At 54.9% G+C, this 23,788-nt stretch carries 21 protein-coding genes, 1 tRNA gene and 1 pseudogene; 1 reads left to right on the top strand and 22 read right to left on the bottom strand.

Annotated features, from left to right (window positions below; genetic code table 11):
* Positions 1 to 4 precede the first annotated feature (4 nt).
* The 13 genes and pseudogenes from bamB to ATI45_RS03095 form a co-directional block, all read right to left on the bottom strand.
* Positions 5 to 1,174 carry an outer membrane protein assembly factor BamB gene (gene bamB, locus ATI45_RS03155; RefSeq protein WP_179888444.1) on the bottom strand — a complete coding sequence of 390 codons (1,170 nt, stop codon included), beginning with the start codon at positions 1,172 to 1,174 and terminating at the stop codon, positions 5 to 7.
* Positions 1,174 to 1,827 (bottom strand): YfgM family protein, encoded by a 654-nt coding sequence (locus ATI45_RS03150; protein WP_098418237.1) that lies wholly within the window; start codon positions 1,825 to 1,827, stop codon positions 1,174 to 1,176. Before ATI45_RS03150 ends, bamB begins: the two co-directional genes overlap by 1 nt.
* 41 nt (positions 1,828 to 1,868) lie before the next feature.
* Positions 1,869 to 3,122, bottom strand: a complete 1,254-nt coding sequence (gene hisS / locus ATI45_RS03145; protein ID WP_218926105.1) for a histidine--tRNA ligase — start codon at positions 3,120 to 3,122, stop codon at positions 1,869 to 1,871.
* Between the two features lie 127 nt (positions 3,123 to 3,249).
* Positions 3,250 to 4,368 (bottom strand): flavodoxin-dependent (E)-4-hydroxy-3-methylbut-2-enyl-diphosphate synthase, encoded by a 1,119-nt coding sequence (gene ispG / locus ATI45_RS03140; RefSeq protein WP_098418235.1) that lies wholly within the window; start codon positions 4,366 to 4,368, stop codon positions 3,250 to 3,252.
* Between the two features lie 63 nt (positions 4,369 to 4,431).
* The gene (locus ATI45_RS03135) at positions 4,432 to 5,448 is read right to left on the bottom strand and encodes a RodZ domain-containing protein (RefSeq protein ID WP_098418234.1); all 1,017 of its coding nucleotides are present in this window, start codon (positions 5,446 to 5,448) and stop codon (positions 4,432 to 4,434) included.
* Complete coding sequence (gene pilW / locus ATI45_RS03130; protein ID WP_098418233.1) at positions 5,438 to 6,244, bottom strand: type IV pilus biogenesis/stability protein PilW; 807 nt, start codon at positions 6,242 to 6,244, stop codon at positions 5,438 to 5,440. Before pilW ends, ATI45_RS03135 begins: the two co-directional genes overlap by 11 nt.
* A gap of 61 nt (positions 6,245 to 6,305) precedes the next feature.
* Entirely contained in the window at positions 6,306 to 7,418 is a 1,113-nt protein-coding gene (gene rlmN, locus ATI45_RS03125) for a 23S rRNA (adenine(2503)-C(2))-methyltransferase RlmN (protein WP_098418232.1), read from the bottom strand.
* A 60-nt stretch (positions 7,419 to 7,478) separates the two neighbouring features.
* Positions 7,479 to 7,907 (bottom strand): nucleoside-diphosphate kinase, encoded by a 429-nt coding sequence (gene ndk, locus ATI45_RS03120; protein WP_098418231.1) that lies wholly within the window; start codon positions 7,905 to 7,907, stop codon positions 7,479 to 7,481.
* Between the two features lie 67 nt (positions 7,908 to 7,974).
* Positions 7,975 to 9,162: an aminotransferase class V-fold PLP-dependent enzyme gene (locus ATI45_RS03115; RefSeq protein ID WP_098418230.1), complete on the bottom strand. Its 1,188-nt coding sequence runs from the start codon at positions 9,160 to 9,162 to the stop codon at positions 7,975 to 7,977.
* Between the two features lie 17 nt (positions 9,163 to 9,179).
* Entirely contained in the window at positions 9,180 to 9,677 is a 498-nt protein-coding gene (iscR, locus tag ATI45_RS03110) for a Fe-S cluster assembly transcriptional regulator IscR (RefSeq protein WP_098418229.1), read from the bottom strand.
* A 308-nt stretch (positions 9,678 to 9,985) separates the two neighbouring features.
* A pseudogene (gene cysE, locus ATI45_RS03105) lies at positions 9,986 to 10,744 on the bottom strand (serine O-acetyltransferase); the annotation flags it as partial.
* Positions 10,737 to 11,609 (bottom strand): tRNA (cytosine(32)/uridine(32)-2'-O)-methyltransferase TrmJ, encoded by an 873-nt coding sequence (trmJ, locus tag ATI45_RS03100; RefSeq protein ID WP_098418228.1) that lies wholly within the window; start codon positions 11,607 to 11,609, stop codon positions 10,737 to 10,739. The pseudogene cysE and the gene trmJ, both read right to left, overlap by 8 nt.
* A gap of 66 nt (positions 11,610 to 11,675) precedes the next feature.
* A complete protein-coding gene (locus ATI45_RS03095) occupies positions 11,676 to 12,746 on the bottom strand; it encodes an RNA-guided endonuclease InsQ/TnpB family protein (protein WP_098418227.1) in 1,071 nt (356 codons plus the stop codon).
* Between the two features lie 272 nt (positions 12,747 to 13,018).
* Between ATI45_RS03095 and ATI45_RS03090 the strand changes: the two genes are divergently transcribed.
* Entirely contained in the window at positions 13,019 to 13,819 is an 801-nt protein-coding gene (locus ATI45_RS03090; protein ID WP_098418226.1) for an inositol monophosphatase family protein, read from the top strand.
* Positions 13,820 to 13,962: 143 nt separating this feature from the next.
* On the opposite strand, the gene secF is transcribed toward ATI45_RS03090, so the two are convergent.
* From secF to flgJ, 9 genes are all read right to left on the bottom strand, one after another.
* Positions 13,963 to 14,916, bottom strand: a complete 954-nt coding sequence (gene secF, locus ATI45_RS03085; protein ID WP_098418225.1) for a protein translocase subunit SecF — start codon at positions 14,914 to 14,916, stop codon at positions 13,963 to 13,965.
* Positions 14,909 to 16,795: a protein translocase subunit SecD gene (gene secD, locus ATI45_RS03080; protein ID WP_098418224.1), complete on the bottom strand. Its 1,887-nt coding sequence runs from the start codon at positions 16,793 to 16,795 to the stop codon at positions 14,909 to 14,911. The genes secF and secD overlap by 8 nt, the downstream gene beginning before the upstream one ends.
* Before the next feature lie 96 nt (positions 16,796 to 16,891).
* On the bottom strand, positions 16,892 to 17,254 hold the full coding sequence (yajC, locus tag ATI45_RS03075) for a preprotein translocase subunit YajC (protein WP_048385177.1): 363 nt from the start codon (positions 17,252 to 17,254) through the stop codon (positions 16,892 to 16,894).
* Positions 17,255 to 17,297: 43 nt separating this feature from the next.
* Positions 17,298 to 18,419 carry a tRNA guanosine(34) transglycosylase Tgt gene (gene tgt, locus ATI45_RS03070; protein ID WP_098421628.1) on the bottom strand — a complete coding sequence of 374 codons (1,122 nt, stop codon included), beginning with the start codon at positions 18,417 to 18,419 and terminating at the stop codon, positions 17,298 to 17,300.
* Positions 18,420 to 18,433: 14 nt separating this feature from the next.
* A complete protein-coding gene (queA, locus tag ATI45_RS03065; protein WP_098418223.1) occupies positions 18,434 to 19,543 on the bottom strand; it encodes a tRNA preQ1(34) S-adenosylmethionine ribosyltransferase-isomerase QueA in 1,110 nt (369 codons plus the stop codon).
* A 45-nt stretch (positions 19,544 to 19,588) separates the two neighbouring features.
* Positions 19,589 to 19,675 (bottom strand) — tRNA-Leu (locus tag ATI45_RS03060).
* 81 nt (positions 19,676 to 19,756) lie between these two features.
* On the bottom strand, positions 19,757 to 20,965 hold the full coding sequence (gene flgL / locus ATI45_RS03055; RefSeq protein ID WP_098418222.1) for a flagellar hook-associated protein FlgL: 1,209 nt from the start codon (positions 20,963 to 20,965) through the stop codon (positions 19,757 to 19,759).
* Positions 20,966 to 20,995: 30 nt separating this feature from the next.
* Positions 20,996 to 22,762 carry a flagellar hook-associated protein FlgK gene (flgK, locus tag ATI45_RS03050; RefSeq protein WP_098418221.1) on the bottom strand — a complete coding sequence of 589 codons (1,767 nt, stop codon included), beginning with the start codon at positions 22,760 to 22,762 and terminating at the stop codon, positions 20,996 to 20,998.
* A gap of 5 nt (positions 22,763 to 22,767) precedes the next feature.
* A complete protein-coding gene (gene flgJ / locus ATI45_RS03045) occupies positions 22,768 to 23,772 on the bottom strand; it encodes a flagellar assembly peptidoglycan hydrolase FlgJ (RefSeq protein WP_098418220.1) in 1,005 nt (334 codons plus the stop codon).
* Positions 23,773 to 23,788: the final 16 nt, after the last annotated feature.

The following is a 23,788-nucleotide window of genomic DNA, read 5'->3' as shown; positions in this document are numbered from 1 at the left end:
CGCGTCAGTTTTTCGATTGCAACCTATAAGCGGCGAGTTTACCGCCGTTGCCGAAGACCAGCAGATTACCATTACTCAGGCGCTGGGCCGGTACGCGGATACCGTCACCATCAAATTTCATCTGCCCTACCAGCTCGCCGCTGTCTTGGGACATCACGTGCAGGTAACCGTCAAAGTCACCTACCACCAGATAATCGTCGAAGGCAACCGGCTGGGTCAGCTGGCGCCAGGCCAGTTTATCCTGAGTCCACAGGTCGCGGCGATCGGAACCGCGCATAGCGACCACGTCGCCGTTAGCAGACACCAGAAAAATATTGCCATTACTGACCATGGGTGAATACAGGCTGGAGGCTGTCTTGCTCCAGATGTCATTGCCGGTGCGCAAATCAATCAGCGCCAGCTTGCCCTGATAGCCCACCGCCAGAATCGCGTTTTCCAGCACCAAAGGCTGGCTGGTAATGTCGACCAAGCGCTCAAGCTCGGTACGGCCCTGGGGCGCGCCTACTTCGTACTGCCACAGCGGCTGGCCAGATTCTGCAGACAGAGCTAATAATTTGCCGTTGGCAAACCCGCTTATTATAACGTCGCCACCGACCAGCGGCGCTGCTGCGGCGCGAACCGACAAGGCAGGCACAACACTGTCATATTGCCAACGTTTTTCACCGTCAGCGGCATTGAATGCCAACACGCGGCCGTCGGTGGTTTGCACAACCACCAGGCTGCCATTGGACTGCGGCGCCGAAAGAACTTCAGTCGGCAGTGACGCGCGCCAAAGCTCGCTGCCGTCTTCCCGCGACAGCGCGAGCAAATCGGCATCACGGCTTACCAGATACAGCTGATTGGCATCGCCGCCAACGCCGGCGAAAATTCGGTCTTCCACCGAATTTTCCCAGATCTGTTTGCCGGTTTCTGCGTTCAGAGCGAGCAACTCTCCGTCAGCCGATGCGGCGTAAACAACATCGCCGGCGTTTAGCGGCGCCAGGTACAGAAACTCGCCGTCATGGCCGTCACCCACAGTAACGTTCCAAACCCGTTCAAATGACACCTGCTGGTTAACATCCGGCAATTGTGCAGGCTGTTCAAACGTATCGTTGGCGCTGCAACCGATCACAAGGGCAGACGCCACAAGCACCACAGCACTGGCGCGCAGCTGGCGGAAACCTGCGCTTAACATCACGCATCACCCCCAACACCCAGATCCGCCAGTTTCAGTTGCAGAACGCCACTGCGATTTTCTTCGCCCTGTTCGCGGGCCGCCAGGTAGGCGTCACGGGCGCCATTCTGATCGCCTTTGGCGAGCAAAATGTCACCGCGCAATTCGGCAAACATAGCACCAAAAGCGTCGCTGTCTTTGGCACCGTCAATGGTGGCCAACGCCGCATCATAATCTTCCAGAGCCATTTGAGCTTGCGCCAGACGGCTGCGCACAACCAGAACCAGAGGCTGAGTCTCCGCCGCTTTATTCAGTGCCCACTGCAAGGATTCAACGGCGCCTTCGGCGTCGCTGTTCTGCATGAGCTGAACCCGGGCCAGCATCAAATTGGCGTAAACCGCGTAAGCGCTGTCGGCATGTTCATCGCGCAGGGTTTTAGCCACAAAAGCGACGGTGTCGGCGCTGGTTTCATCTTCCGTGCCAAAGGCGTTCATCAGAGTAACAAACTGGTTGGCAGCCTCGGTACGCTGCTGGGCCTGTTGGTTTTGCCACGCTTGCCAGCCGAACACAATCGCCAGGGCCGCACCAATACCAATCAGCAGCGAACTACCGTTGTTCTTCCACCACTGCTTGATCGCTTCAACCTGCTCTTCATCTGTACGCAACTCGGCCATGATAACTCCTGTTGTAAATTAGAAACGGCGCTTTAAACGGATTACTGCGACAGCGCCTGCGCTAGAGCCGCGGCAACCTGCTGCCGCGGGAGCTCTTGCTGGGGCTCGTCTGTACGTAAAGGTTTAAGGCCAACACTTTGATTCTGAAGCTCGTTATCACCCAAAATGAGTGCATAACGGGCGCCGCTTCGATCGGCTTTTTTCATTTGGCTTTTAAAACTGCCCGCACCGCAATGGCTAATAATGGTGTAGCCCGGAAGCTGGTCCCGCAGCTCTTCAGCAAGAAGCAACGCTGGCGCAACTGCCTGATCGCCCATTGCGGTAACGTAAACATCGGCTTGGTTATTGACCGACTCGGGTATCAAATTAAGGGTTTCCAACAACAGGATGAGACGCTCCACGCCCATGGCAAAACCAACGGCGACCGTGGGTTTCCCGCCCAGTTGCTCTACCAGTCCATCATAGCGGCCACCAGCGCAAATCGTGCCTTGGGCGCCCAGGCTGTCTGTAATCCACTCAAATACCGTCTTACCGTAGTAGTCCAGGCCGCGAACCAGCGCCGGATTCACCGTGTACGCGATTCCGGCGGCGTCCAACAATTGCTTCAAGCGTTCAAAATGATCACGAGATTCGTCGTCAAGCCAGGCGTCCAGTTTTGGTGCCTGTTCAAGAATCTTGCGGGTAGCCGCGTTTTTGCTGTCCAGAATCCGCAAAGGGTTGGTTTCGAGCCGGCGCTGGCTGTCGTCATCAAGCTCGGCTTTAAACTGCAGCAGGTATGCGACCAGCGCCTCGCGATAGTTTCGGCGGGCCTCAGCGGTGCCAATCGAGTTGATTTCGAGACGCGCATGGTCAGCCAGGCCAAACGTTTTCCACAACCGCGCCGTCAGAATAAGAAGCTCTGCGTCTATGTCGGGCCCAGCCATGCCAAAGCACTCGACACCCACTTGGTGGAACTGGCGGTAACGCCCTTTCTGTGGGCGCTCGTGGCGAAACATCTGGCCGGTGTACCACATCCGCCGGGTTTGGTTGAACAGCAGGCCGTGCTCTTCGGCAGCCCGCACGCAACCCGCAGTGCCTTCAGGGCGCAGAGTCAGGCTGTCGCCGTTACGGTCTTCAAAGGTGTACATTTCTTTTTCAACAATGTCGGTCACTTCGCCGATAGAGCGCTTGAACAGGTCGGTCTGCTCCACAATCGGCATACGGATTTCCTGGTACCCGTATTGCCCCAACACCTTACGCACTGTTGCTTCAACATATTGCCAGACCGGAGTCTGTTCGGGCAGGATATCGTTCATCCCGCGAATTCCCTGAATCTTAGCCAAGTTAAACCCTTAAACGTCTCTGTGGTTTGAGCAGTGGCGTGGCGCCAATGCACTGCCTGCCAATCGTGAAACCAATACTTGTGACCGCTGTTGTTATCGGTCAGTCAGCAGAACGGACAATAATGGCGTTTTCAGCTTCCTGACGACGCGCAATTTCTTCGCGAATCAGACGCTCAAGATCGTCAGTCAAATTTGCGTTGTCCAATTTCTGCTGTGGCTTACCATTCATATAAAACAGGTTTTTCGGGCTGCCACCGGTCAAACCAATATCGGCCTCTTTGGCTTCGCCCGGGCCGTTCACGATACAACCAATAATGGCCACATCCAGAGCCTGCTGCACGTCTTCCAAACGCACTTCCAGATCATTCATGGTCTGGATAACATCAAAATTCTGCCGCGAACAACTGGGGCAGGCAATAAAGTTAATGCCGCGGGAGCGCAAACGCAGGCTTTTGAGTATGTCGTAGCCAACCTTGATTTCCTGCACCGGGTCTGCTGCTAGCGATACGCGGATGGTGTCGCCAATGCCGTCCATCAGCAACAAACCAAGCCCGATGGACGACTTCACAGTACCGGAACGGAAGCCGCCGGCTTCGGTGATGCCCAGATGCAAAGGCTGGTCAATCTGCGTGGCAATCTTGCGATAGGCTTCTACCGTCATAAACACTTCGGACGCTTTAAGGCTGACCTTAAAATTCTGGAAGTCGTGGCGGTCAAGAATATCGACGTTGCGCATGGCAGATTCCACCAGCGCGTCTGCGGTAGGCTCGCCGTACTTACGCTGCAGGTCTTTACTTAGCGAACCTGCGTTAACGCCGATCCGAATTGGAATATTGCGGTCGCGGCAGGCACTGATGACCGCGCTGATGCGGTCTTCCCGACCAATGTTACCCGGGTTGATACGCATGCAGTCAACGCCCAGTTCGGCCACCCGTAACGCGATCTTGTAATCGAAATGAATATCGGCAACCAGCGGAACACCCGCGCGGGCGCGAATACGGCCAAACGCTTCTGCGGCTTCCATTGACGGCACAGACACGCGGACAATATCGGCACCGGCGTCTTGAAGGGCCTGTATCTGCCCCAGCGTTGCTTCCACGTCGCAGGTTTCGGTGTTGGTCATACTCTGGACGGCAATCGGCGCGTCGCCACCCACTGGCACATTGCCCACCATGATCTGGCGGGATTTACGTCTTTTAATCGGAGATTCATGCTTCATTTGCGAGAACCCATCTGTGAAAACCCATCTGTGAAAACCAAAAGTATCGGCGTTTACGTTGTGCTATTCATTCAAGGCCAAAACAAACTCGGCGCGATTACCAACGACGCCTTTGCTGCCAAGGTCAACCGGGGCGCCTTCAAAGCGCATGACCCCGATTGCATTAGCGGCACCTATTACCAGGCGAATATCGCTTTCAGCGCGCAAATCAATTCGGTCGCTCTGGCGCTTCAGACCGCTGGCCAGGCTTCTGCCATTAGCATCTCGAACCTGAATCCAGCAATCATCAATAAATTCAATTTCCAACCGGCCGCGGTTGTCTGCAACCTGAAGAGCCTGTTCCGTGTCTGTCGTCGAACGATCATTGTCGCTGATGACGGCCGAATTGGCTGCTGCCTGCGCCAGCGAAGACACCGCGCCGTCAGAAAAAGAGCCTGTGCCTGTCGCTGTCAGCGGCTCTAGCGCGCCTTCTTCGTTCGTGGGCGAAGCTGATAGGTCGCCATCACTCGTTTCGTTTGGTAAAAGGTTATCTTGCTCAGACTGTGTTGTTAAGCCATTTGCGGTACTGCTTACAGCATCGTTTGAATCGCTCTCTAACGCCACCGCTTCGGCACTGTCACCGGTCAATGCCCCAGCGCCTGTCAAACTAGCCAGCTGCGAAGGATTGTAAATAAACGAAAACACCAACAAGCCCAGTACCGCCAGGGCAAACAGCCACAACGCGGCTTTGGCTACCCGGCGTTTTTTTCGCCGCCGGCGTTCTATATCAACCAGCGGATTCGCAGCTTTCGCTTGCGCCTGCTCCTGACGCCTGGGTTCCAGTTCATGATTAAGGTCGGCAATCAGGGCGTTGCCATCCAGGCCTACCTGGCGCGCGTAGGCGCGTATGTAGCCTTTCAGAAAGAGCTCTGTATCAATCAGCTCGTACTTGCCATTTTCGATGGCCTGGATAATGGCCGGACGAAGATGCTGGGCATCGGCTACTTCGGCTACGCTAAGCCCTTTCGCCTCACGGGCCTGTTTTAACTGTGGGCCCACCGGCCGATTGCCAGGGGCAGTTTTATTCTCTTCATTGGCCATTAGACATCAGTACCTTATATTGCCGGAGTTCTGCCGATTCGGGGAAATTGTTCCGCAACATTAACGCTAAACTGGCCTCTTGGTCACGTTTGTCCAGAAGGCGCGCAATACGAACCCCCACCAGCAGGCTTTCAGAGGAGTGCTGCAGGCGGGCGCTGCGCTGCATTATGGTTAACAGCCGGCTGTAATAGTAGTCGGATGCTGTCACATCACCGGTTTCTAACAGCACGCGTGATAAGGCCAGCAATGTTTTGGGATCACTGCGTGCTAACTCGGTGGCGCGGCGGTAGCTGCTGATCGCAGCTGGAAAATCATCCAGCTGCTCCTGAGTCATCCCGAGGTTGAAAAAAACGGAGCCCCGGTCCGGATAACCGGTATCGCCAGAAGCCTTGGCAAACTGGTCGCGCGCCTGTTCCATTCGGCTCTGGCCATACAAAAACGCGCCATAATAAACATTGGCGCGGGTATTTTTTGAATCGGCGGAGATTGCGCGTCTGAAATTGCTTTCAGCCAGCTCAGGTTCGCCCTCGTTGGCGAAAATAAGGCCTTTGGCGGCTAACGCCGGCGAATTATTCGAATCAATTTCCAGAGCACGGTCCAAGTGATGACGGGCTCGCTCAAAATTTCCCTGGCCAATATACGCTGATGCCAGCTGAACGTAATCCGTCAGCGCTTTCTGGCGATCGGCTTCGCGGGCAAAGCGGCTGTCAGTGGTGGTTACACAGCCCGAAAACAACAACACCGTCGCCAGCATCAGCGACATCATAAAACGGGCACTGACAAACTGATTTACCATAGCCGTGAACTCATCCTGAAGCTGCTATTGGAGAAAGCCTGCCGCATCCACAGCCGGGTATTTACGCTGAAACCTGCTGCACCGCAATATAGCGAGCGCTGCGGCGGGTTCGGTCTTCCACCTTGCCCACCAGCTGACCACAAGCAGCGTCTATATCATCGCCACGGGGCATGCGTACAGTCGCAATATATCCTTCCTCGTTCAACACCGCTTGGAATCGCCGGGTGGCATTCATACTCGGGCGTTCATAGCCACTTTCCGGGAACGGATTGAATGGTATCAGGTTGATCTTACACGGCAAACCACGCAGAACCTCGGCCAGTTCTCGCGCTTGATCGACATGATCGTTCACACCTGCAATCACAGTGTATTCAATCGTTGCCTTGCGCTTGTCTGGCAGGCGACTTAGATAACGGCGGGTAGCTGCCAGCAACTCTGCTATTGGGTACTTTTTATTGATAGGTACTAACTGGTTACGCAACTCATCATTTGCGGCGTGCAAAGAAATAGCCAATGAAACATCGGTAACCTCACCCAGCTTGTCGATCGCCGGAACTACGCCCGACGTGCTCAGGGTTACCCGGCGCTTGGAAATGCCGTAGGCCAGATCTTCCATCATCAGATTCATGGCGTCTACGACGTTGTCGAAGTTCAACAAGGGCTCGCCCATGCCCATCATCACCACGTTGGTAATCGGACGATCTGGGCCCGGAGCATAGGGCATGAACGTTTTGCGCGCAGCCCACACCTGCCCAATAATCTCGGCAGAGGTCAGGTTACGGTTGAAGCCTCTCTTACCCGTTGAACAAAAACTGCAATCCAGACTGCAACCAATCTGTGATGACACGCACAGAGTGCCACGTTCACCGTCAGGTATCAGCACGGTTTCTACGTTGTTGCCGTTGTCCATGCGCATTACCCATTTACGGGTGCCGTCTTTGGCCACTTCGTCATAGACCACTTCCGGGCCACGTACTTCGGCGATCAGCTTAAGCTTGTCCCGCAGGGGCTTGCTCATATTGGTCATTTCATCGAAGTCACCCACACCACGCTGGTGAATCCATTGCAGCACCTGGGTAGCGCGAAAACGTTTTTCCCCCAGGGATTCAAAATAGGCCTCAAGCTTGGCTTTGGGCATTCCCAGAAGATTTGTTTTTTCAGCGGGTGCTGTCATTGTATAACCTCGATCAAATAACCAATCCGGGGGCAGCAACACCGCCCCCGGTGAACAAAATCAGCCGCGCGGGCAGACTTCGTTATCATTGAAAAAATAAGCAATTTCGCGCTCTGCGGAAGCCGCCGAGTCGGAGCCGTGAACCGCGTTAGCATCAATAGACGATGCAAAGTCGGCACGAATAGTGCCAGCTTCCGCTTCTTTTGGATTAGTAGCACCCATCAGGTCACGGTTTTTCAAAATGGCGCCTTCGCCTTCCAAAGCCTGAACAACCACCGGGCCAGACGTCATAAACGCGACCAGATCGTTAAAGAACGGACGTTCTTTGTGCTCGGCGTAAAAGCCTTCAGCCTGATCCTGGCTCAGGTGCATCATTTTTGCTGCAACAACATGCAGCTCCGCATTTTCAAAACGGCTGATGATTTTGCCGATTACATTTTTTGCAACGGCATCAGGCTTGATGATCGACAGAGTGCGTTCATTCGCCATTGTGATTCTCCATTAGAGGTTAGATAAAAAACGAGCCTGCAATTATACGCAGTCACGGGGCCGGTGCCTACCGCGCAGACCGCAGCCGGCCAACAACATCAATAATGTGTGCCGCCGCGAAATCCACTTCCTCGCCGCTAGTATACCGGCCAAATGAAAACCGCAGCGCACACTGAGCCTGCTTATCGTTTAGCCCGATACCGCGCAATACATAAGACGGCTCCAGGGTTGCCGATGTACAGGCCGAACCGGAAGACACCGCCAATTCACGCAGGCCCAACATCAGGGTTTCTGCATCAATGCCCGCAAACGACAAATTGATAATACCGGGCACTCGCAAGCTGGGGTCATCACCGGCTTTATCGCCGTTGAGACGGCTATTGAGACTCCCGTTAAGGGAAACCCCTTCAAGCTCGGCCAGCGCCCCCAGAAAATGCCCACGCAACTGCTCCAGCCTGGCACTGTCGGCGGCAAGGCTGTCTGCGGCCAACTCAAACGCTTTACCCATACCCACAATTTGATGGGCCGGCAGGGTGCCAGAGCGCATACCGCGCTCGTGACCGCCACCGTGAATCTGCGCTTGAATACGCACGTCTGGCGAGCGGCGCACGTAAAGCGCGCCTATCCCTTTGGGGCCATAAACCTTATGCGCCGACAGTGACAGCAAATCAGCACTCAAGGCCTTTACATCCACCGGTATTTTTCCGGGAGCCTGAGCTGCATCAACGTGAAAAAGTACCCCGCGGCCACGCAGTTCGGCCCCAACAACCGCAATGTCACTAATGCTGCCCAATTCATTGTTTACCAGCATCAGGCTCACCAACACGGTCTCTGGCCTGAGTGCCTCGACCACCTGCCCAACATGAATACGCCCGCAAGCATCGGGCTTCAGCCAGGTAACGCTCACACCCTGCTCCTGCAGCCAGCCACAAGTATCCAGAACGGCTTTGTGTTCAATCATAGAGGTAATAATGTGGGGAGCATCGTGCCCGGCCACCGCGCCCTTGATCGCCAGGTTGTCAGACTCGGTAGCACCGGAGGTCCATACAATTTCGCGGGGATCGGCGTTGATCAATGTGGCCACCTGGCGACGTGCAGTTTCTACTGCTGCTTCGGCCTGCCAACCATAACCATGGGTACGCGAGGCCGGGTTACCAAAGACACCATCCAATGTCAGGTGGCGCATCATTTCTTCGGCAACAGCAATATCTGCGGGCGTAGTGGCCGCATAATCTAAGTAAACGGGTTTTTTCATGGCGTTAGAAACCAGACTTAAACCGGCGCCTGTTCGCTCAGCAGCCGGGTGTTAATCGTTTCAAAACCTGCATCGCTCTGGCGCAGATTCTGGCGGTCCGCCACTTGGCGGATTTCACGTTTTTTCATCAAGTCATTCAGGCTAATGTTATCCAGAAACTGAAAAATCTGCTCGCTGAGGTCAGACCACAGGTGGTGAGTCAGGCATTTCTCGCCGCTCTGACAATCGCCCTTATTACCACAGCGTGTGGTATCAAGTGACTCGCTGACAGCGTCTACCACCTCTGATATAAAAATGACATCAGCACCGCGGCTCAGGCGATAGCCACCGCCCGGGCCACGAATGCTGGCCACCAAGTGCCTGCGTCGCAGCCGCGAAAATAGCTGTTCCAGGTACGACAGGGAGATTTCCTGGCGGGCTGATATATCAGCAAGCGTAACCGGCCCATGGTCACCGTGCAGTGCAAGGTCCAGCATAGCGGTTACCGCGTACCGGCCTTTTGTTGTCAACTTCATAAACTCCGCCCCGCGATGGAAATTGACCTCTATTCGCAAACACGAGTATGAATTGACCTACTAATTCAGTCAAGTATTCAGCCACTATCCCTTGTGGGCTCGCTTGCATTCTTCCCGCCGCCGTCTTCGGAAATCTTTGAAGCGTTCTCTTCAGCACCCTTTTGTGCACCCTTTTCAGTACTCTCTTTGGTACTCTCTTTCACACTCTCCTTCGCACTGTCTATAGCATCCGCTTTGGTGATCGGCTCGACCGCAGCCGCTGCAACCACTTTTGCGTCTTCGCGGTTTTTTTTGCGCGAGGCGTCGCTGTCGGTATCGCGCAGGCAATCAAAATCGTCCTCTGACAGCACCGGCAAATCGCCGTTCGGATAGTCGGCGCTTACCTTGCGCAAGGCTTTGCACATTATTTCCATGCGGTCGTCCACTGCGTGCATGTGGTCGAGCAGCGAACGCATTGCCCGCGCCAGTGGGTCTGGCATTTCTTCGGTCACGCCATAGGCGTCAAAGCCCATGCGCTCTTCCATTTCCCGGCGCCGCGAGCTTTGCTCGTCTTTGTCTTTTTCGATCACGCGGCCCGGTATGCCAACAACGGTTGCGCCAGCTGGCACCGCTTTTGTGACCACCGAGTTGGAGCCCACTTTGGCGCCCGCGCCTACTTCAAATGGCCCCAATATTTTGGCTCCGGCGCCTACGACCACCCCGTCACCAATGGTGGGATGGCGCTTACCCTTGTTCCAGCTGGTACCGCCCAGGGTAACGCCTTGATACAACGTAACATCGTCACCGATGACCGTAGTTTCACCAATCACCACACCCATACCATGGTCAATGAAGAAGCGTCGACCAATGGTGGCACCGGGATGAATCTCAATACCCGTAAGCCAGCGCGTAAGCGTAGACAGAGTGCGAGCCAGCCACTTCAGGCCCACTCCCCATAACCAGTGTGCCACCCGGTGCAGTAAGAGTGCGTGCAGGCCCGGGTAGTTGGTCAGAACCTCAAAGGTATTACGCGCAGCGGGATCACGGCGGAACACACTGCTGATATCTTCTCGTAATTGTCTAAACATGACGTTTGCCCTGGTCCTGCTCCGGCGCTTGTGGCCCGGTACTGGAGGTTGATTGCTCGGTTGCCGAAGCGCCTGCCGTTTTTTGAACGGCCGACAAAACGCCTCTTAGGATATTAACTTCCATTCGGTCCATTTTCGCCCGCTGGAACAACCTGCGCAGACGCGCCATCAGTTGGCGCGGCTTGTCCCGGCGATGAAAATCAATTTCTTCCAGCACCTGCTGTAAATGGCCAAAAAAGCCTTCAACATCGCCAACACTGGCAGGAGCTACGTCCCACCCGGGGTCACCAGGCTGCGCAATTGGCTCTAAATAGGGCCGCCGGGCATCGGCTTCAAGCCCTTTCAGATAACTCATGCGCAATTCATAACACATAACCTGAACAGCCATCGCCAGATTCAATGAGCTGTAATCCGGATTGGACGGAATATGAATATGATAGTGACAACGTTGCAGTTCGTCGTTGCTCAAGCCATGATTCTCCCGACCAAACACCAGCGCCACTGTGCCCTGGCCGCAATGGCTGGCTGCCGCAGTTGCGGCCTGGTCCGGCGGCATGACTGGCCAGGGCACCTTGCGCCCGCGAGCGCTGGTGCCCATCACCAACACGCAATCCGCCAGTGCCTCGTCAAGACTGCCCACCACGGTTGCGGTGTCCAGAACATCCGATGCCCCGGCGGCCCTCGCGTACGAGGTTTCGTCCGGGAACGATCGTGGGTTCACCATCCACAGATTTCCCAATCCCATATTTTTCATGGCTCGCGCTACCGCACCAATGTTGCCAGAGTGGGAGGTTTCCACCAGAACAATACGGATTCGGTCGTTGTAGGTGTCAGGTGAGCCCAGCGGGCGGGACGGTTTGTGCATGATAACGGCCTGTTAGCAAAATTAGGCGGCAATAATAACAGTTGACATCCTCCTCCACCAAACCGCTTAACCGGCTTTTTGGAAGGGGATTCCTACCTCTAGACGCTTATGCCCAAGCGCGAGAATGTTCCTGGCCGCATTGGAATCGCGGTTGTGAGTGACACCGCACTCACAGGTCCATTCTCTTATTCCAAGGCCTGCTCTACCTTTCGGACTGTTGGGGCTCAAAGAGCCACAACACGAGCAAGTCTGGGTGGTGTACCGTTCATCAACTTCCAGAAAAATCCCGCCTGCGCTCTCGCATTTGTATGACAACAGGGTTCTTAGTGTGGACCAGCCAGCGTCGAGCACCGACTTGGCCATAGTGGTTTTTGCCAGGCCGGAGCTGGACACATTACCGACAACGATCAGGCCGTTGTTATTGACCAGCTCACGACTGAATTTGTGCAAAGCATCGTACCGGCGATTGCGGATTTTGGCGTGAATCGCTTTCACCCGCTGTTTTTTTCTCGCTCGCTGGGCCACCGCCAGCTTTTGCTGCTGATCCCGATAGAAGCGACCCGCTTGCAGCGGCTCGCCCGAACTGGGCGTAGCCGTGGTCTTCAGGCCCAGATCCAGACCCACGCTGCCAGTGCCACACCGGCGATCGGGTTTTACCGAGACAACCACGCAGAAATACCACCGACCTCGGGCGTCCTCAGAAAAGCAGCCAGAGCGGAATTTGTACTGAGACAAACCGTAACTGTCCCAGACCCGATAATGCTGACCGTGGAACCGAACCTGCCCGTTGCTCCAAACCGCGGCGCCGGTGTTCACTGGCACCCAGCCGAGCGACCGGCGAACCCCGTGGGTTTTACGCCACGCGAGTTTGGATTTTCGGAACTGCTTGCGGCGTGTGACGTATTCCTGGGCAACGACCTGAAGTGTTTGGCTGTGAAGGCCTAGAAGCTTGCCGGCACCCTTGGTATAAGGATGAAGATCGAAGGCCGACAGAAACTGTCCTCTCTCCCGAATGCTGCGATGACTGAGTTCATTCACAAAATTCCACACACGGTTAACAGCCGCGGCCTGACAGCGCAGCACATTAGCGTGTTTGTCCCGAACTCGGACTTTGAGGGTTTTGGTGAACTCGGTCATACTGTATATAACCACAGTATTTCTGCTAAGACTAGACCTCTGTCGAGGTCACGCTATCCATCCCCACCCAAATGTTAGAGAAGTCGCTCCCGCTCCACTTGAGTCAATTGGATGGGGTATTTCGCGACTACGTTGATAAATCACGAAAACCAGCGGGCAACCCGTGTGTTCAATGGCCATTATCCGCGCTTATGCGGAGTCTAAAAACAGACAAAGCGCACACCGACTGATATAATAATCGACCTTAATACACCCGGATGTTGATCACTCAGATGCAACCAGCGATTAAAATGGCCCTGCGCGTTGCGCGCCAGGGGTCGGACTACCTCAAAGCACATTTCGAGCGCCAGGAACCCAGCGACAAAGACAGCAGCGAGCGAGAGCATCAGCTGGACCGCGTCGAACAGGCCATTTACGATAATTTCGTAGAGCAGCTCGAAAAAGCCTACAAAGACCACCACATTGCCCCCCTGAACCAGGCAGATGCCGGCACCTATGACAAAAGCTGGCACATCTTTCCGGTTCTGGGTCGCGACAATTTTCTGCGGGGTATTCCGGAATTTGTTCTGGCACTGGCCCAGAAAAAGAACAACCGGATTGAGAGCCTACTGATTGTTAACCCAATCACCGGTGAAGAATACTCAGCCAGCCGTGGCCACGGCGCCGCACTGAACAGCCGCCGGGTGCGGGTATCAGAAGTGCGCCAACTAATCAGCTCGGCGCTGGCTACCAACGTTCTTGACCAGGCCCGTAAAGACGACAACCCACAACTGTGGGGCGAAATGGCCACCGTTCTGGCAACCAACTCACGGATCTTCCGTACGTCTGGGTGCGTAGTGCTGGATATCGCGCGGGTATCAGCCGGCCATCTGGACGCAGTGATTGCCTTTCGTCCGGAAGGCGCCGAAATGGACCTGGGTGTTGCCCTGGCGATGGAATCAGGCGCCCTGACCGGGGACTTCTCTGGCAACCCGTCGGCCAGTAATGCCAAGCAGTTGATTGTGGCTAACCCCAAGCTGTTTCGTGAATTGCTGAAGGAACTGCATCCGTTCCGCGGCCGCTTGCCCCGCTAAACCGCACTTGCCCTGTTAGCAAAGCAAGCACAAAAAAACCGCCAATCCCGAGGGACTGGCGGTTTTTTTATGCTTGCGAAACCACTGCCGATAAAACAACAGGGTTTATCGGCAGTGTCCGTCTACAGCCCCTGTCAAAAGAGCTACATACGGTCCAACCATTCCGGCGGTTTCTCGTCTTCATCCTGGCCGACAACGCCTTCTTTCACCGGAAGAATCAGGTCTTCGCGAGACACGCCGAGCGCAATCAACAGGTTCGCCGATACGTAGATAGACGAGTAAGTACCCACCACCACGCCGATAATCAGCGCCAAAGCAAATCCGTTGATCGCCTCACCGCCGAACACGTAAAGCGCAATCAGCACCACCAGCGTGGTACCAGAGGTATTGATGGTACGGCTGATGGTCTGATGAATGGATGTATTGATCACCTCCCATGAGTCCCCCACCCGCATGGTGCGGAAGTTTTCCCGGATACGGTCCGCCACCACAATAGTGTCGTTCAGCGAATAGCCGATGATGGCCAACAGGGCGGCCAGAACCGTAAGATCAAAGGTCCACTGAAACAGCGAAAAAATACCCAGCACAATGAGGACGTCGTGAGCCAGGGGCAGCACGGCAGCAATACCGAATTTGAACTGAAAGCGCATGCCAACGTAAATCAGCACCACCAACAATGCAATCAGCATGCCCAAACCGCTGTCCTCTTTCAGTTCTTCGCCCACTTGGGAGCCAATAAACTCCGAACTGATTAGCTTCAGCTCAGCTCCGCCCGCGGTTAAGGTGCTGGTAATCTCTTGGGCCAGCATATCGTTACCCGACTCTGAGAGCCGCACCAAAACCGTTTTGTCAGAACCGAAATTCTGCACCACAAACTGCTCATAGCCGGCGTCACTCAACGCTGTGCGTATCTCAGGCAGAGCTGGCGCCTGCTGGTATTCAAATTCAACCGACGTGCCACCGGTGAAATCCATACCGAAATTCAACCCGCGCACCGCCAACAGGCCCACAGCGAGCACTAGCAGGGTAATCGAAAGAATTGAAGCAATCTTCCGAAAACCCATAAAATCAAACGGTTTTTCCTGAGCGTCATGCATTAGCCTGCTTCCCTCCAATCGAAAGTTTTTCGACCCTGCGGCCACCATAAACCACATTGACGATACTGCGACTGACTATCAGGCCACAAAACATCGATGTCATAATGCCCAGGCTTAAGGTAATTGCGAAACCTTTCACCGGGCCGGAACCCATGGCAAACAAAATGAGTGCCACCAGCAAGGTTGTGATGTTTGCATCGAAAATGGACACAAAAGCCCGCGAATAACCGGCGTTTATGGCCAGCTGCGGCGCAGTGCCGGCTTTCAACTCTTCTCGTATGCGCTCGAATATCAACACGTTGGCATCTACTGCCATACCCACCGTCAGAACGATACCAGCGATACCCGGCAGCGTCAGCGTAGCCGACAGAATCGACATGCAGGCAATCAGCAACATCAGGTTCAGAGTTAGTGATACGTTGGCAATAAGCCCGAAACCGCGGTAGTACAGCGCCATATAAATCAGCACCAGCACAAAGCCCAGCAATACCGACATCATACCGGCGTCGATATTTTTCTGACCCAGGCTAGGGCCAATGGTTCGTTCCTGTACAAAGTACATGGGCGCGGCCAATGCACCGGCGCGCAGCAGCAGTGATAGCTCCGACGCTTCCGGAATCGAGTCCAGACCGGTTATACGGAAGCTCGCACCCAGTGCAGACTGCACCGTTGCCAGGCTGATGATGCCTTTGTCCACTACCCGCTTTTCTTCGGTGACTACTTCGCCGTCAACCATACGGTCTTCGGTTTCGGTGCGAAACTCAATAAACAGCACCGCCATACGCCGGCCAACGGCGTTGCGAGTGGCACGGTTCATCAAATCGCCGCCCACAGAGTCCATTGTAATGCTGACTTGTGGCTGGCCATTCTCATCAAACTGCTGCTGGGCATTGGCTACGTTATTACCTGTGGCAATGAGCTCACGCTCTAAGCGAGCGGTACGCTGGGGCGTATCGCGAAAACCAAAGGTTTCGACACCACCGGCTGGCGTGTCTGGCCGAGCTTCCATTCGAAATTCCAGATTCGCGGTGGCGCCCAATACGCGTTTGGCTTGCGCGGTATCCTGAACACCCGGCAACTCAACAATGATGCGACTGGAGCCCTGGCGCTGCACCAGCGGCTCGGCCACACCCAATTCGTTCACCCGGTTACGGATGGTAGTCAGGTTCTGCTCCAGGGCGTATTCCTGAATGGAGCGCACTTCGGCTTCCGACAGGGTTAGCGCAATCAAGCGCTCGTCGCCACGGGTGCGCTGGTCCATCATAAACTGCAAGTACTGGCGGCGAATCAGGGTGAAGGCTTCGGCGCGGGATTCGTCATCACGAAAGCTTAGAATAATTTCCCGTTCGCCTTCGATATCTCCCTCTAGCTCACCACCGCGGTAGCGAATGCGCTCCTCGCGCAGTTCACGTTTGATTTGTCCGGCCAACGCTTCCAGGCGCTGGTTCACAGCGGTTTCCATATCCACTTCCAGCAGGAAGTGAACACCGCCGCGCAAATCCAGGCCCAACTTCATTGGGCCGGCGCCCAAGCTGCGTAGCCAGCCAGGAGTAGATGCAGCCATGTTCAGCGCAACCAGATAGTCGTTGCCCAGTACCGCTTGCACCGCAGGGCGGGCCTGAAGCTGATCTTCGCCGCTGGTTACCCGAATAAGCGCGTCACGATCCTGCAAACTGCTACTTTTTACCTCGATACCCTGGGCTTCCAGAGCCTGCACCGCACGCTCCAGAACGCGTGCGTCGACTTCGGTACTGCTGCGGGCACCGGTAACCTGAACGGCAAAGTCATCCGGGAATAAATTCGGGAGTGCGTATATAAAGCCGATTGCCAGGGCAACCAGAATAATGAGGTTTTTCCAGAGCGGATACTTGTTAAGCATGGGGTTCCTATAAGCCGGGCTGGCGCCGACCGTGGTGTTTCAGCCAGATAGAACCAGCCGGGCTAAAAGGCCCGGCTGAACGTTCTTTGGCGCGGCTCAGATATCTTTCAACGAGCCTTTTGGCAAAGCACCGGAAACCGCTACTTTTTGAATACGAACTGAAACGTTGTCGGCCACTTCCAGAACAATAAAGTCATCAGACACCTTGGTGATCTTGCCAACCATACCGCCAGAGGTAACCACTTCGTCGCCTTTGTTCAGGCCAGACATCAATGACTTGTGCTCTTTGGCGCGCTTGGACTGCGGACGCCAGATAAGGAAGTAAAAAATCAAAATAAAGCCGGCAAAAAAGATAACCTGCCCGATAACGCCCATGCTACCGCCGGCTGCGTCCTGCGCCATTGCCAGCGTAGGAGCCAGTGCCAGCAGTGCAGCAACGAGTAATTTGATCGATTTCATGCATTTTCTCCGTTAATTGAATAATAAAGTGTGAAAAACAGGTTCAGGCGCCGCTAAGCTCGGGCGCAGTTGCGCCGCGCAAGGCGTAGAATTCGGTTACAAAGCTGCACAATGTACCTGCTTCAATGGCCCCACGCAATCCACTCATCAAGTTCTGGTAATAGCGTAAATTGTGAATGGTGTTCAGCTGCGAAGCGAGCATTTCTCCACACTTATCCAGATGATGCAGATAACTTCTGGAAAAGTTCTGGCAGGTGTAACAGTCACAGCTGTCATCCAGTGGCGCGGTGTCGTGGCGGTTTTTGGCGTTGCGGATCTTAACAGTGCCGGTAGTGGTAAACAGATACCCGTTACGGGCGTTGCGGGTAGGCATTACGCAATCAAACATATCCACACCGCGACGCACTGCCTCTACAATATCCTCAGGGCGGCCTACGCCCATCAGGTAACGGGGCTTGTCCGCCGGCATTTTTGGTGGCAAGTCGTCCAGAATACGAATCATGTCCTCTTTGGGCTCGCCCACCGACAGCCCGCCAATGGCGTAACCGTCAAAACCGATGTTGGTCAGGCCGTCCAAGGACTGCTTGCGTAGGCTTTCGTACATTCCGCCCTGCACAATGCCGAACAGCGCCGCCCGATTGCCCTCATGGGCATTCTTGCTGCGGGCCGCCCAGCGCAAAGACAACTCCATGGAATCTTTGGCTTCTTTTTCGGTGGCCGGGTAAGGCGTGCATTCGTCAAAAATCATCACAATGTCCGCACCCAGATCGCGCTGCACCTGCATCGCAATTTCCGGGTTCAGCTCCACCGGCGAGCCATCCACCGGCGAGCGAAAAATCACGCCCTGCTCGATAATTTTGCTGGTTTCGCCCAAGCTAAACACCTGAAAGCCACCGGAGTCAGTCAAAATTGGCCCCTGCCACTGGGTAAAATCGTGCAGGTCGCCGTGGGCTTTGATCACTTCGGTGCCCGGGCGCAGCATCAGGTGGAAGGTATTACCCAAAATAATGTGGGCGCCAATTTCCTTGATGTCACGGGGCAGCATGCCTTTCACTGTGCCGTAGGTGCCAACGGGCATAAACGCCGGCGTTTCCACCACACCGCGGGGAAAGGTCAGGCGGCCACGGCGCGCACGGCCGTCTTCACCCAGTTTTTCAAAACTCATGAAACAGGCGTCAGTCACCGGGTTTCTCCGTGATATTCTTGTGTTTCGGGGCCGCCCTGCGGCTCCGTTGCAGAGTGCTGCAGCATGCCACGACTGGGCACTTGTCCGGTAATGAACATGGCGTCGCCATAGCTAAAAAAACGATACTCTTCGCGCACGGCTTCTTTATAGGCGCCCATCACGTGTTCGTAACCGGCAAAGGCACTGACCAGCATGATCAGCGTAGATTCGGGTAAATGGAAATTGGTAATCAGTGCGTCTACGGTCTGAAAGCTGTAACCGGGGTAAATAAATATGTCAGTGTCACCGGCAAACGGACGCAGGTTACCTTGATGACTGGCGGATTCCAGCGAACGCACCGAGGTGGTGCCCACGGCAATCACGCGGCCGCCGCGGGCGCGGGTGCGGGCCACGGCATCTACCGTGTCCTGGCGCACATGAGCCAGCTCGTGGTGCATTACGTGGTCTTCCAGTTTGTCTACCCGCACCGGCTGAAAGGTGCCAGCACCCACATGCAGGGTTACAAATGTAGCTTCTACGCCCATAGCTGTCAGCTTCTGCAGCAGCGCTTCATCAAAATGAAGGCCAGCGGTTGGCGCGGCAACCGCACCGGCCTCGCGGGCATATACGGTCTGGTAACGCTCTCGGTCAGACGCTTCATCCGCACGGTCAATATAAGGTGGCAGGGGCATATGACCCAGGCGATCAAGAATATCCAGCAGTGATTCACTGCCGTCGGCCTGCAACTCGAACAAAGCATCGGCGCGGGCGATAACGTTCAACGCGGTCCCATCTTCCAACAATACCTGTTGCCCGGGCTTGGGGGATTTGGACGCGCGCACGTGGGCCAGCATCTGCTGATCGCCGGTAATGCGCTCCACCAGAATTTCTACCGCGCCGCCGGTTTCTTTTTTCCCGAATAGACGCGCAGGAATCACCTTGGTGTTGTTAAACACCAGCAAATCACCGGGCTGCAGAAGGTCGGGGAGGTCTGTGAAACGGCGATGATTAATATCGCCAGACAGACCATCAAGGCAAAATAGACGGGAAGCAGAGCGTTCACTCAACGGATAGCGGGCAATCAGCTCATCCGGTAAGTCAAAACGAAAATCGGAGACATTCATGAAAAGGACTATGCACGAAACCGCAGGGTGCGGCTTATAAATATATGGTAGCGGCGGGCGGACTCGAACCGCCACACTATTACTAGCAACGGATTTTGAATCCGTCGTGTCTACCAATTCCACCACGCCGCCATCAGAAGAGGGGCAATTATACTGACGCTGAGCCTGAAATCAATAACAAAAGCAGAACAATTTCCCTATCCTGGCAATAATTTACAAACGGTCAAACAATGACAGCTGAGATACCCGTGCAAACGATTGTTGTGCCGCCTGCAATACAAAGCTCTGAAAGCTCAACCTACTGATGGCCTCTGCGTAATCAAGGTCTTGCAGCTGCGAGCGAATCTCTTTGCTGTAGAGTGCGGAATCTTCCAGAAATGCCTGGGTGGATTCCACCGAATTCATCCGCCCACCCAGTTCGGTCTGTTTTAAAATAAAACTTTCCTGAGCGTTATCCAAGTTGGACAAGGAGCCGGCAATCAAGTCGTTGTAAGCGTCTGAACCCGCGCCATCGCTTTTGCTCAGATTATCCAGGCCGCTGGTCAGGTTTTCTATGGTTTTGAAGACTGATTGCTTTGCGCTGGTTTCGATGGTGAATACGTCGTCTTCCACCGCACCCGTCAGCGTGAACTGTACACCGTTGACGGTGACCGGCTCACCGGGGGTGAAAGAAATAGTGGCATTTATAGTGCCGTCCGCGTTCAGCAAATTCAGCTTATCTGGCTCATCTCCTGGCACGGCTGGCGCTGCAACTTGCAGCTTAAATGTAGAGAGACCGCCTGCCTGTAAATCCGACCGATTAATAACGCTCACACTATTTATACGCCCAACAACCGACGCTGTAGTTGCACTAGCCGTCGCTGGAATACGGTCAAAAATACCCTTACCATGATCGCTGATCGCCACGGTGACACCGTCATCAATTTCCAGCATCCGTTGCCCTTCGTCGCCTTGGTAAGTCCAGCCGTCACCTTCGTTAGCGAAGGCCGGTGTGCCCCCTTGAAAACCGCTGAAAATATATTCGCCAGAAGCGTCCTGGGTGTTGGCCATTTGCGCCAACTGCTCCAAACGTTCTTTCATTTCCGAGCTTATAGACAGGCGATCGTTGGCCGACAGCGAGCCGTTACCTGCCTGCACCGTCAACTCACGCACGCGCTGCAGAATGTCCAGGGAGCTGGAAATAGCACTTTCTTCTTGGCCCAGCCGGTTATTGGCCAGTTGCGCGTTGCGCTCGTAGGTTTCGATGCGCTTCACTTCCTGATCCAGCTTCAGAATACGCGCCGCCGCAACCGGGTCGTCTGACGGTCGGTTAACGCGCTTGCCGGTGGCAATTTGCTCATCGGTTTTGTTCAGCTGCGCGCTCAGATCCTGCAGCCGATTGATGCCGCCGGAAAAGATTTGTTGTGAAGATATTCTAATCATCTCGCATTACCTTTTTGAACCTTGCCCGTTTTAGCGGAAGGTTTGCAGCAATGTGTTGAACAGATCCTGTGCAACAGTAATCACCTTGGCCGACGCGTTGTAAGCGGCCTGGTACTGAATTAATTTGCCGGCCTCTTGATCCAGATTCACCCCGGAAACAGACTCGCGCTGATTGAACGACTGCTCCAGCAGGGTTTTTCCCGCCTCCAAATCCAGCTGACTTTGGCGGGTTTGCACACCCACATTTTCCACCAGCCCGGCGTAGCCCTCGGCGAAACTCTGACTGCCGTTGTTCAGTGTGTTTTTTGTGCCGAATGACGCCAGAAACTCGGCGTTGCGGTTGTCAGATACGCCGTTTTTGTTGAACTGAATTTCGAAGCTGTCACCAGCCACAGGCTGCCCAGTCACGTTAAACTGAAAGCTTTGATAAGCATCCTCGTCTGACGGATTGTCACTAAACAGGCCTTGGCCGGGTTCAAAAAGAGTACTGGCAACAACAACGACATCATCATCATCGGTATTTTTTTCGTATTTTCGGCTGACAGTATAACGCAGCTCACCTTCATTGTTCTTTGAAAACTCCACAACCAGAGGCTCGTTTGCTAACTCATCCAAGCCAGGAAAATCCGGTGACGGCTCATTGGCAATCGGATCACGAAGCGGCAGCATGGTGCCCTGGCTAATGACTCCGGTACCTTTATTGCCTAGACCGCCTTCAGCGCGAATCGGGCTAGCAAACGCCAAATCTTCTTCGCGCCGAACCTGCATGGCAATGTCAGCGGCCCCATTGCGCGTTAACGCCTCACTATTGAAGTCCTTAAAAAACAACCCTCCCAACTCACCTTCCAAGTCCATACCCATCTGATGCTGGCTGTTCACGGTATCGGCCAGCGCGATGGCAATACGGCCAAGCTCGTCAAACGCCGGCGTTAATGCCTGTTGCTGAAAGTGGCGCAGGCCGCCCAGCTTTCCACCGTCAATCTGGCTGTCAACGTTGGCAACCCGACCACTACTGCCCAGCGTAAACTCCAGCATTAACGGGTCAGAGGCACTGCGGCGAGTGCCCAGTTCGGCAGCGATGTTGCCTATAACCAAGCCCTGGCCGTTGTTCAGGGTGACATTCACCTGAGCGCCTTCGGTTGGGCTTACTTTAATACTGACCAATTCCGACAGCTGGCGTAGTTTTTCATCACGCTGGTCCAGCAGATCGTTGGGCATTCTGCCCTGGGCAAGGCCGGGGGATTGGGATATCGCCGAGTTCAGATCGGCAATGCTGGCAATCAGCGCGTTGGCGTCTTTAGCACCCTGCTGCATCTGAGTTTTGACCGATTCGCGCTGCTGAATAAACTTTTCATTGAGCGCAGAAAAGCGGTTTACCACTTGCTGGCCTTCACTCAATACGAGCTGGCGTTGGGGCAATGAAGTAGGGTCTTCAGCGGCGTTCTGCAGACTGGCGAAAAAGTTGTTCAAGGCTTTGCTGAGGCCCGTAGACTCGCCGCCCAGCAGGTTATCCAACCGGCTTAGCTCGTTGTTCAGGGTTCGTTGCTCGCCCTCCAGGCTGGAATCCTCACGGATTTGCTGCGTCAGGTATTCATTTGCCAGGCGGCGAATGTTTTCCACATTGACGCCGGTGCCAATACTGCCGGCGCCGGTACGCTGCGGTGTCTGAGCACCAAACTGCACGTCCTGGCGGCTATAACCCGGTGTGTTGGCGTTGGTGATGTTATTAGCGGTGGTGTTCAGCGCCGCCTGGCTCCCGAGTATGCCGCTTAAACCAATGCCCAGTAATCCTGCCATTGCGTTTACTCCCCGGCCTCAGCTTGGCCCATGGAAACCGTCATCAGAGAATCACGGTTCATGATGCTGCGAATTTTCTCAGCGTAATTCGGATCGGTGGCGTAACCGGCCTGCTGCAGTTTTTCAGCAAACTGGGCTGGTTTGTCCGCCACGGCCAACACGTCCCGATAGCGCGGGTTAGACTCCAGAAAATCAACGTAGTCCCGCAGGCTGGCCTCGTAATCGGCATAGGCGCGGAACTCCGCCTGCTCTTTCATCGGTACGCCTTCGCGGAATTCAGTGGTGGTAATGGCAACCGAATCACCCTGCCAGCGCTGGTCAGCCTTAATGCCAAACAGGTTATAACTGGGAACCGGGGTGGAGCTGTCGCCCTTCCCTTCAATCATGTGTTTGCCCCAACCGGTTTCAAGTGCAGCCTGAGCCACCATAAACCGTGGGTTAATGCCGCTGTCTTTGGCGATGCGTTCTGCTATAGGCAGCAGTGTTTGCACGAATTGCTCAGGAGACTCGAAGCGCGCAGGTGGCGGCGCGTTGTCACTGCCGCCATCCGTCATAACCGGCAGGGCTTCGGCCAGCTGTTGAACGTTTTTAACTTCCGCTGGCAACCGTGGTGACAAAGGCGGCACACTGCGATCGTAATCGGCCAACGTCGCTTTTTGGTCGGCCAGCGGGCTACCGTCAGATCTCATACCGGGTACTTGCGGGCTGAGCTGGCGCACCAAAGCGTCCGCCAGGCCGGTGCCCTGATTGCCAGACATCGACAGGCTTATCTGGTTGTCGAACATATCCCGATACGCCTTGCTTTCGTTGGTGTTCAGGTAGTTGCCTTCCGCCATCACATCACCGGCTTTGCGCATAGACTTGAGCATTTCCGCCAGAAACAGGCTTTCAAATTGCCGCGCCACTTCCCGCAGTGCCGACTCTTTGTCGGTACGGGCCTGGGTTTTCAGCGCGTTCAGGCCTTCGAAGTCGGTGTAGACATTGGCCTGTTGAATCCGATAGTCCTGCATCGCTCTGCCCCTGCTA

The organism is Marinobacter sp. LV10MA510-1 (assembly GCF_002563885.1).
GTDB lineage: Bacteria > Pseudomonadota > Gammaproteobacteria > Pseudomonadales > Oleiphilaceae > Marinobacter.
The sequence above is the reverse complement of the archived record's forward strand: the minus strand, read 5'-3'. Positions and strand labels throughout refer to the sequence as shown.

Coding starts and splice junctions, on each gene's coding strand:
- bamB (WP_179888444.1), bottom strand. CDS start 1,174: ATGTTAAGCGCAGGTTTCCGCCAGCTGCGCGCCAGTGCTGTGGTGCTT.
- ATI45_RS03150 (WP_098418237.1), bottom strand. CDS start 1,827: ATGGCCGAGTTGCGTACAGATGAAGAGCAGGTTGAAGCGATCAAGCAG.
- hisS (WP_218926105.1), bottom strand. CDS start 3,122: ATGAACGATATCCTGCCCGAACAGACTCCGGTCTGGCAATATGTTGAA.
- ispG (WP_098418235.1), bottom strand. CDS start 4,368: ATGAAGCATGAATCTCCGATTAAAAGACGTAAATCCCGCCAGATCATG.
- ATI45_RS03135 (WP_098418234.1), bottom strand. CDS start 5,448: ATGGCCAATGAAGAGAATAAAACTGCCCCTGGCAATCGGCCGGTGGGC.
- pilW (WP_098418233.1), bottom strand. CDS start 6,244: ATGGTAAATCAGTTTGTCAGTGCCCGTTTTATGATGTCGCTGATGCTG.
- rlmN (WP_098418232.1), bottom strand. CDS start 7,418: ATGACAGCACCCGCTGAAAAAACAAATCTTCTGGGAATGCCCAAAGCC.
- ndk (WP_098418231.1), bottom strand. CDS start 7,907: ATGGCGAATGAACGCACTCTGTCGATCATCAAGCCTGATGCCGTTGCA.
- ATI45_RS03115 (WP_098418230.1), bottom strand. CDS start 9,162: ATGAAAAAACCCGTTTACTTAGATTATGCGGCCACTACGCCCGCAGAT.
- iscR (WP_098418229.1), bottom strand. CDS start 9,677: ATGAAGTTGACAACAAAAGGCCGGTACGCGGTAACCGCTATGCTGGAC.
- trmJ (WP_098418228.1), bottom strand. CDS start 11,609: ATGCACAAACCGTCCCGCCCGCTGGGCTCACCTGACACCTACAACGAC.
- ATI45_RS03095 (WP_098418227.1), bottom strand. CDS start 12,746: ATGACCGAGTTCACCAAAACCCTCAAAGTCCGAGTTCGGGACAAACAC.
- ATI45_RS03090 (WP_098418226.1), top strand. CDS start 13,019: ATGCAACCAGCGATTAAAATGGCCCTGCGCGTTGCGCGCCAGGGGTCG.
- secF (WP_098418225.1), bottom strand. CDS start 14,916: ATGCATGACGCTCAGGAAAAACCGTTTGATTTTATGGGTTTTCGGAAG.
- secD (WP_098418224.1), bottom strand. CDS start 16,795: ATGCTTAACAAGTATCCGCTCTGGAAAAACCTCATTATTCTGGTTGCC.
- yajC (WP_048385177.1), bottom strand. CDS start 17,254: ATGAAATCGATCAAATTACTCGTTGCTGCACTGCTGGCACTGGCTCCT.
- tgt (WP_098421628.1), bottom strand. CDS start 18,419: ATGAGTTTTGAAAAACTGGGTGAAGACGGCCGTGCGCGCCGTGGCCGC.
- queA (WP_098418223.1), bottom strand. CDS start 19,543: ATGAATGTCTCCGATTTTCGTTTTGACTTACCGGATGAGCTGATTGCC.
- flgL (WP_098418222.1), bottom strand. CDS start 20,965: ATGATTAGAATATCTTCACAACAAATCTTTTCCGGCGGCATCAATCGG.
- flgK (WP_098418221.1), bottom strand. CDS start 22,762: ATGGCAGGATTACTGGGCATTGGTTTAAGCGGCATACTCGGGAGCCAG.
- flgJ (WP_098418220.1), bottom strand. CDS start 23,772: ATGCAGGACTATCGGATTCAACAGGCCAATGTCTACACCGACTTCGAA.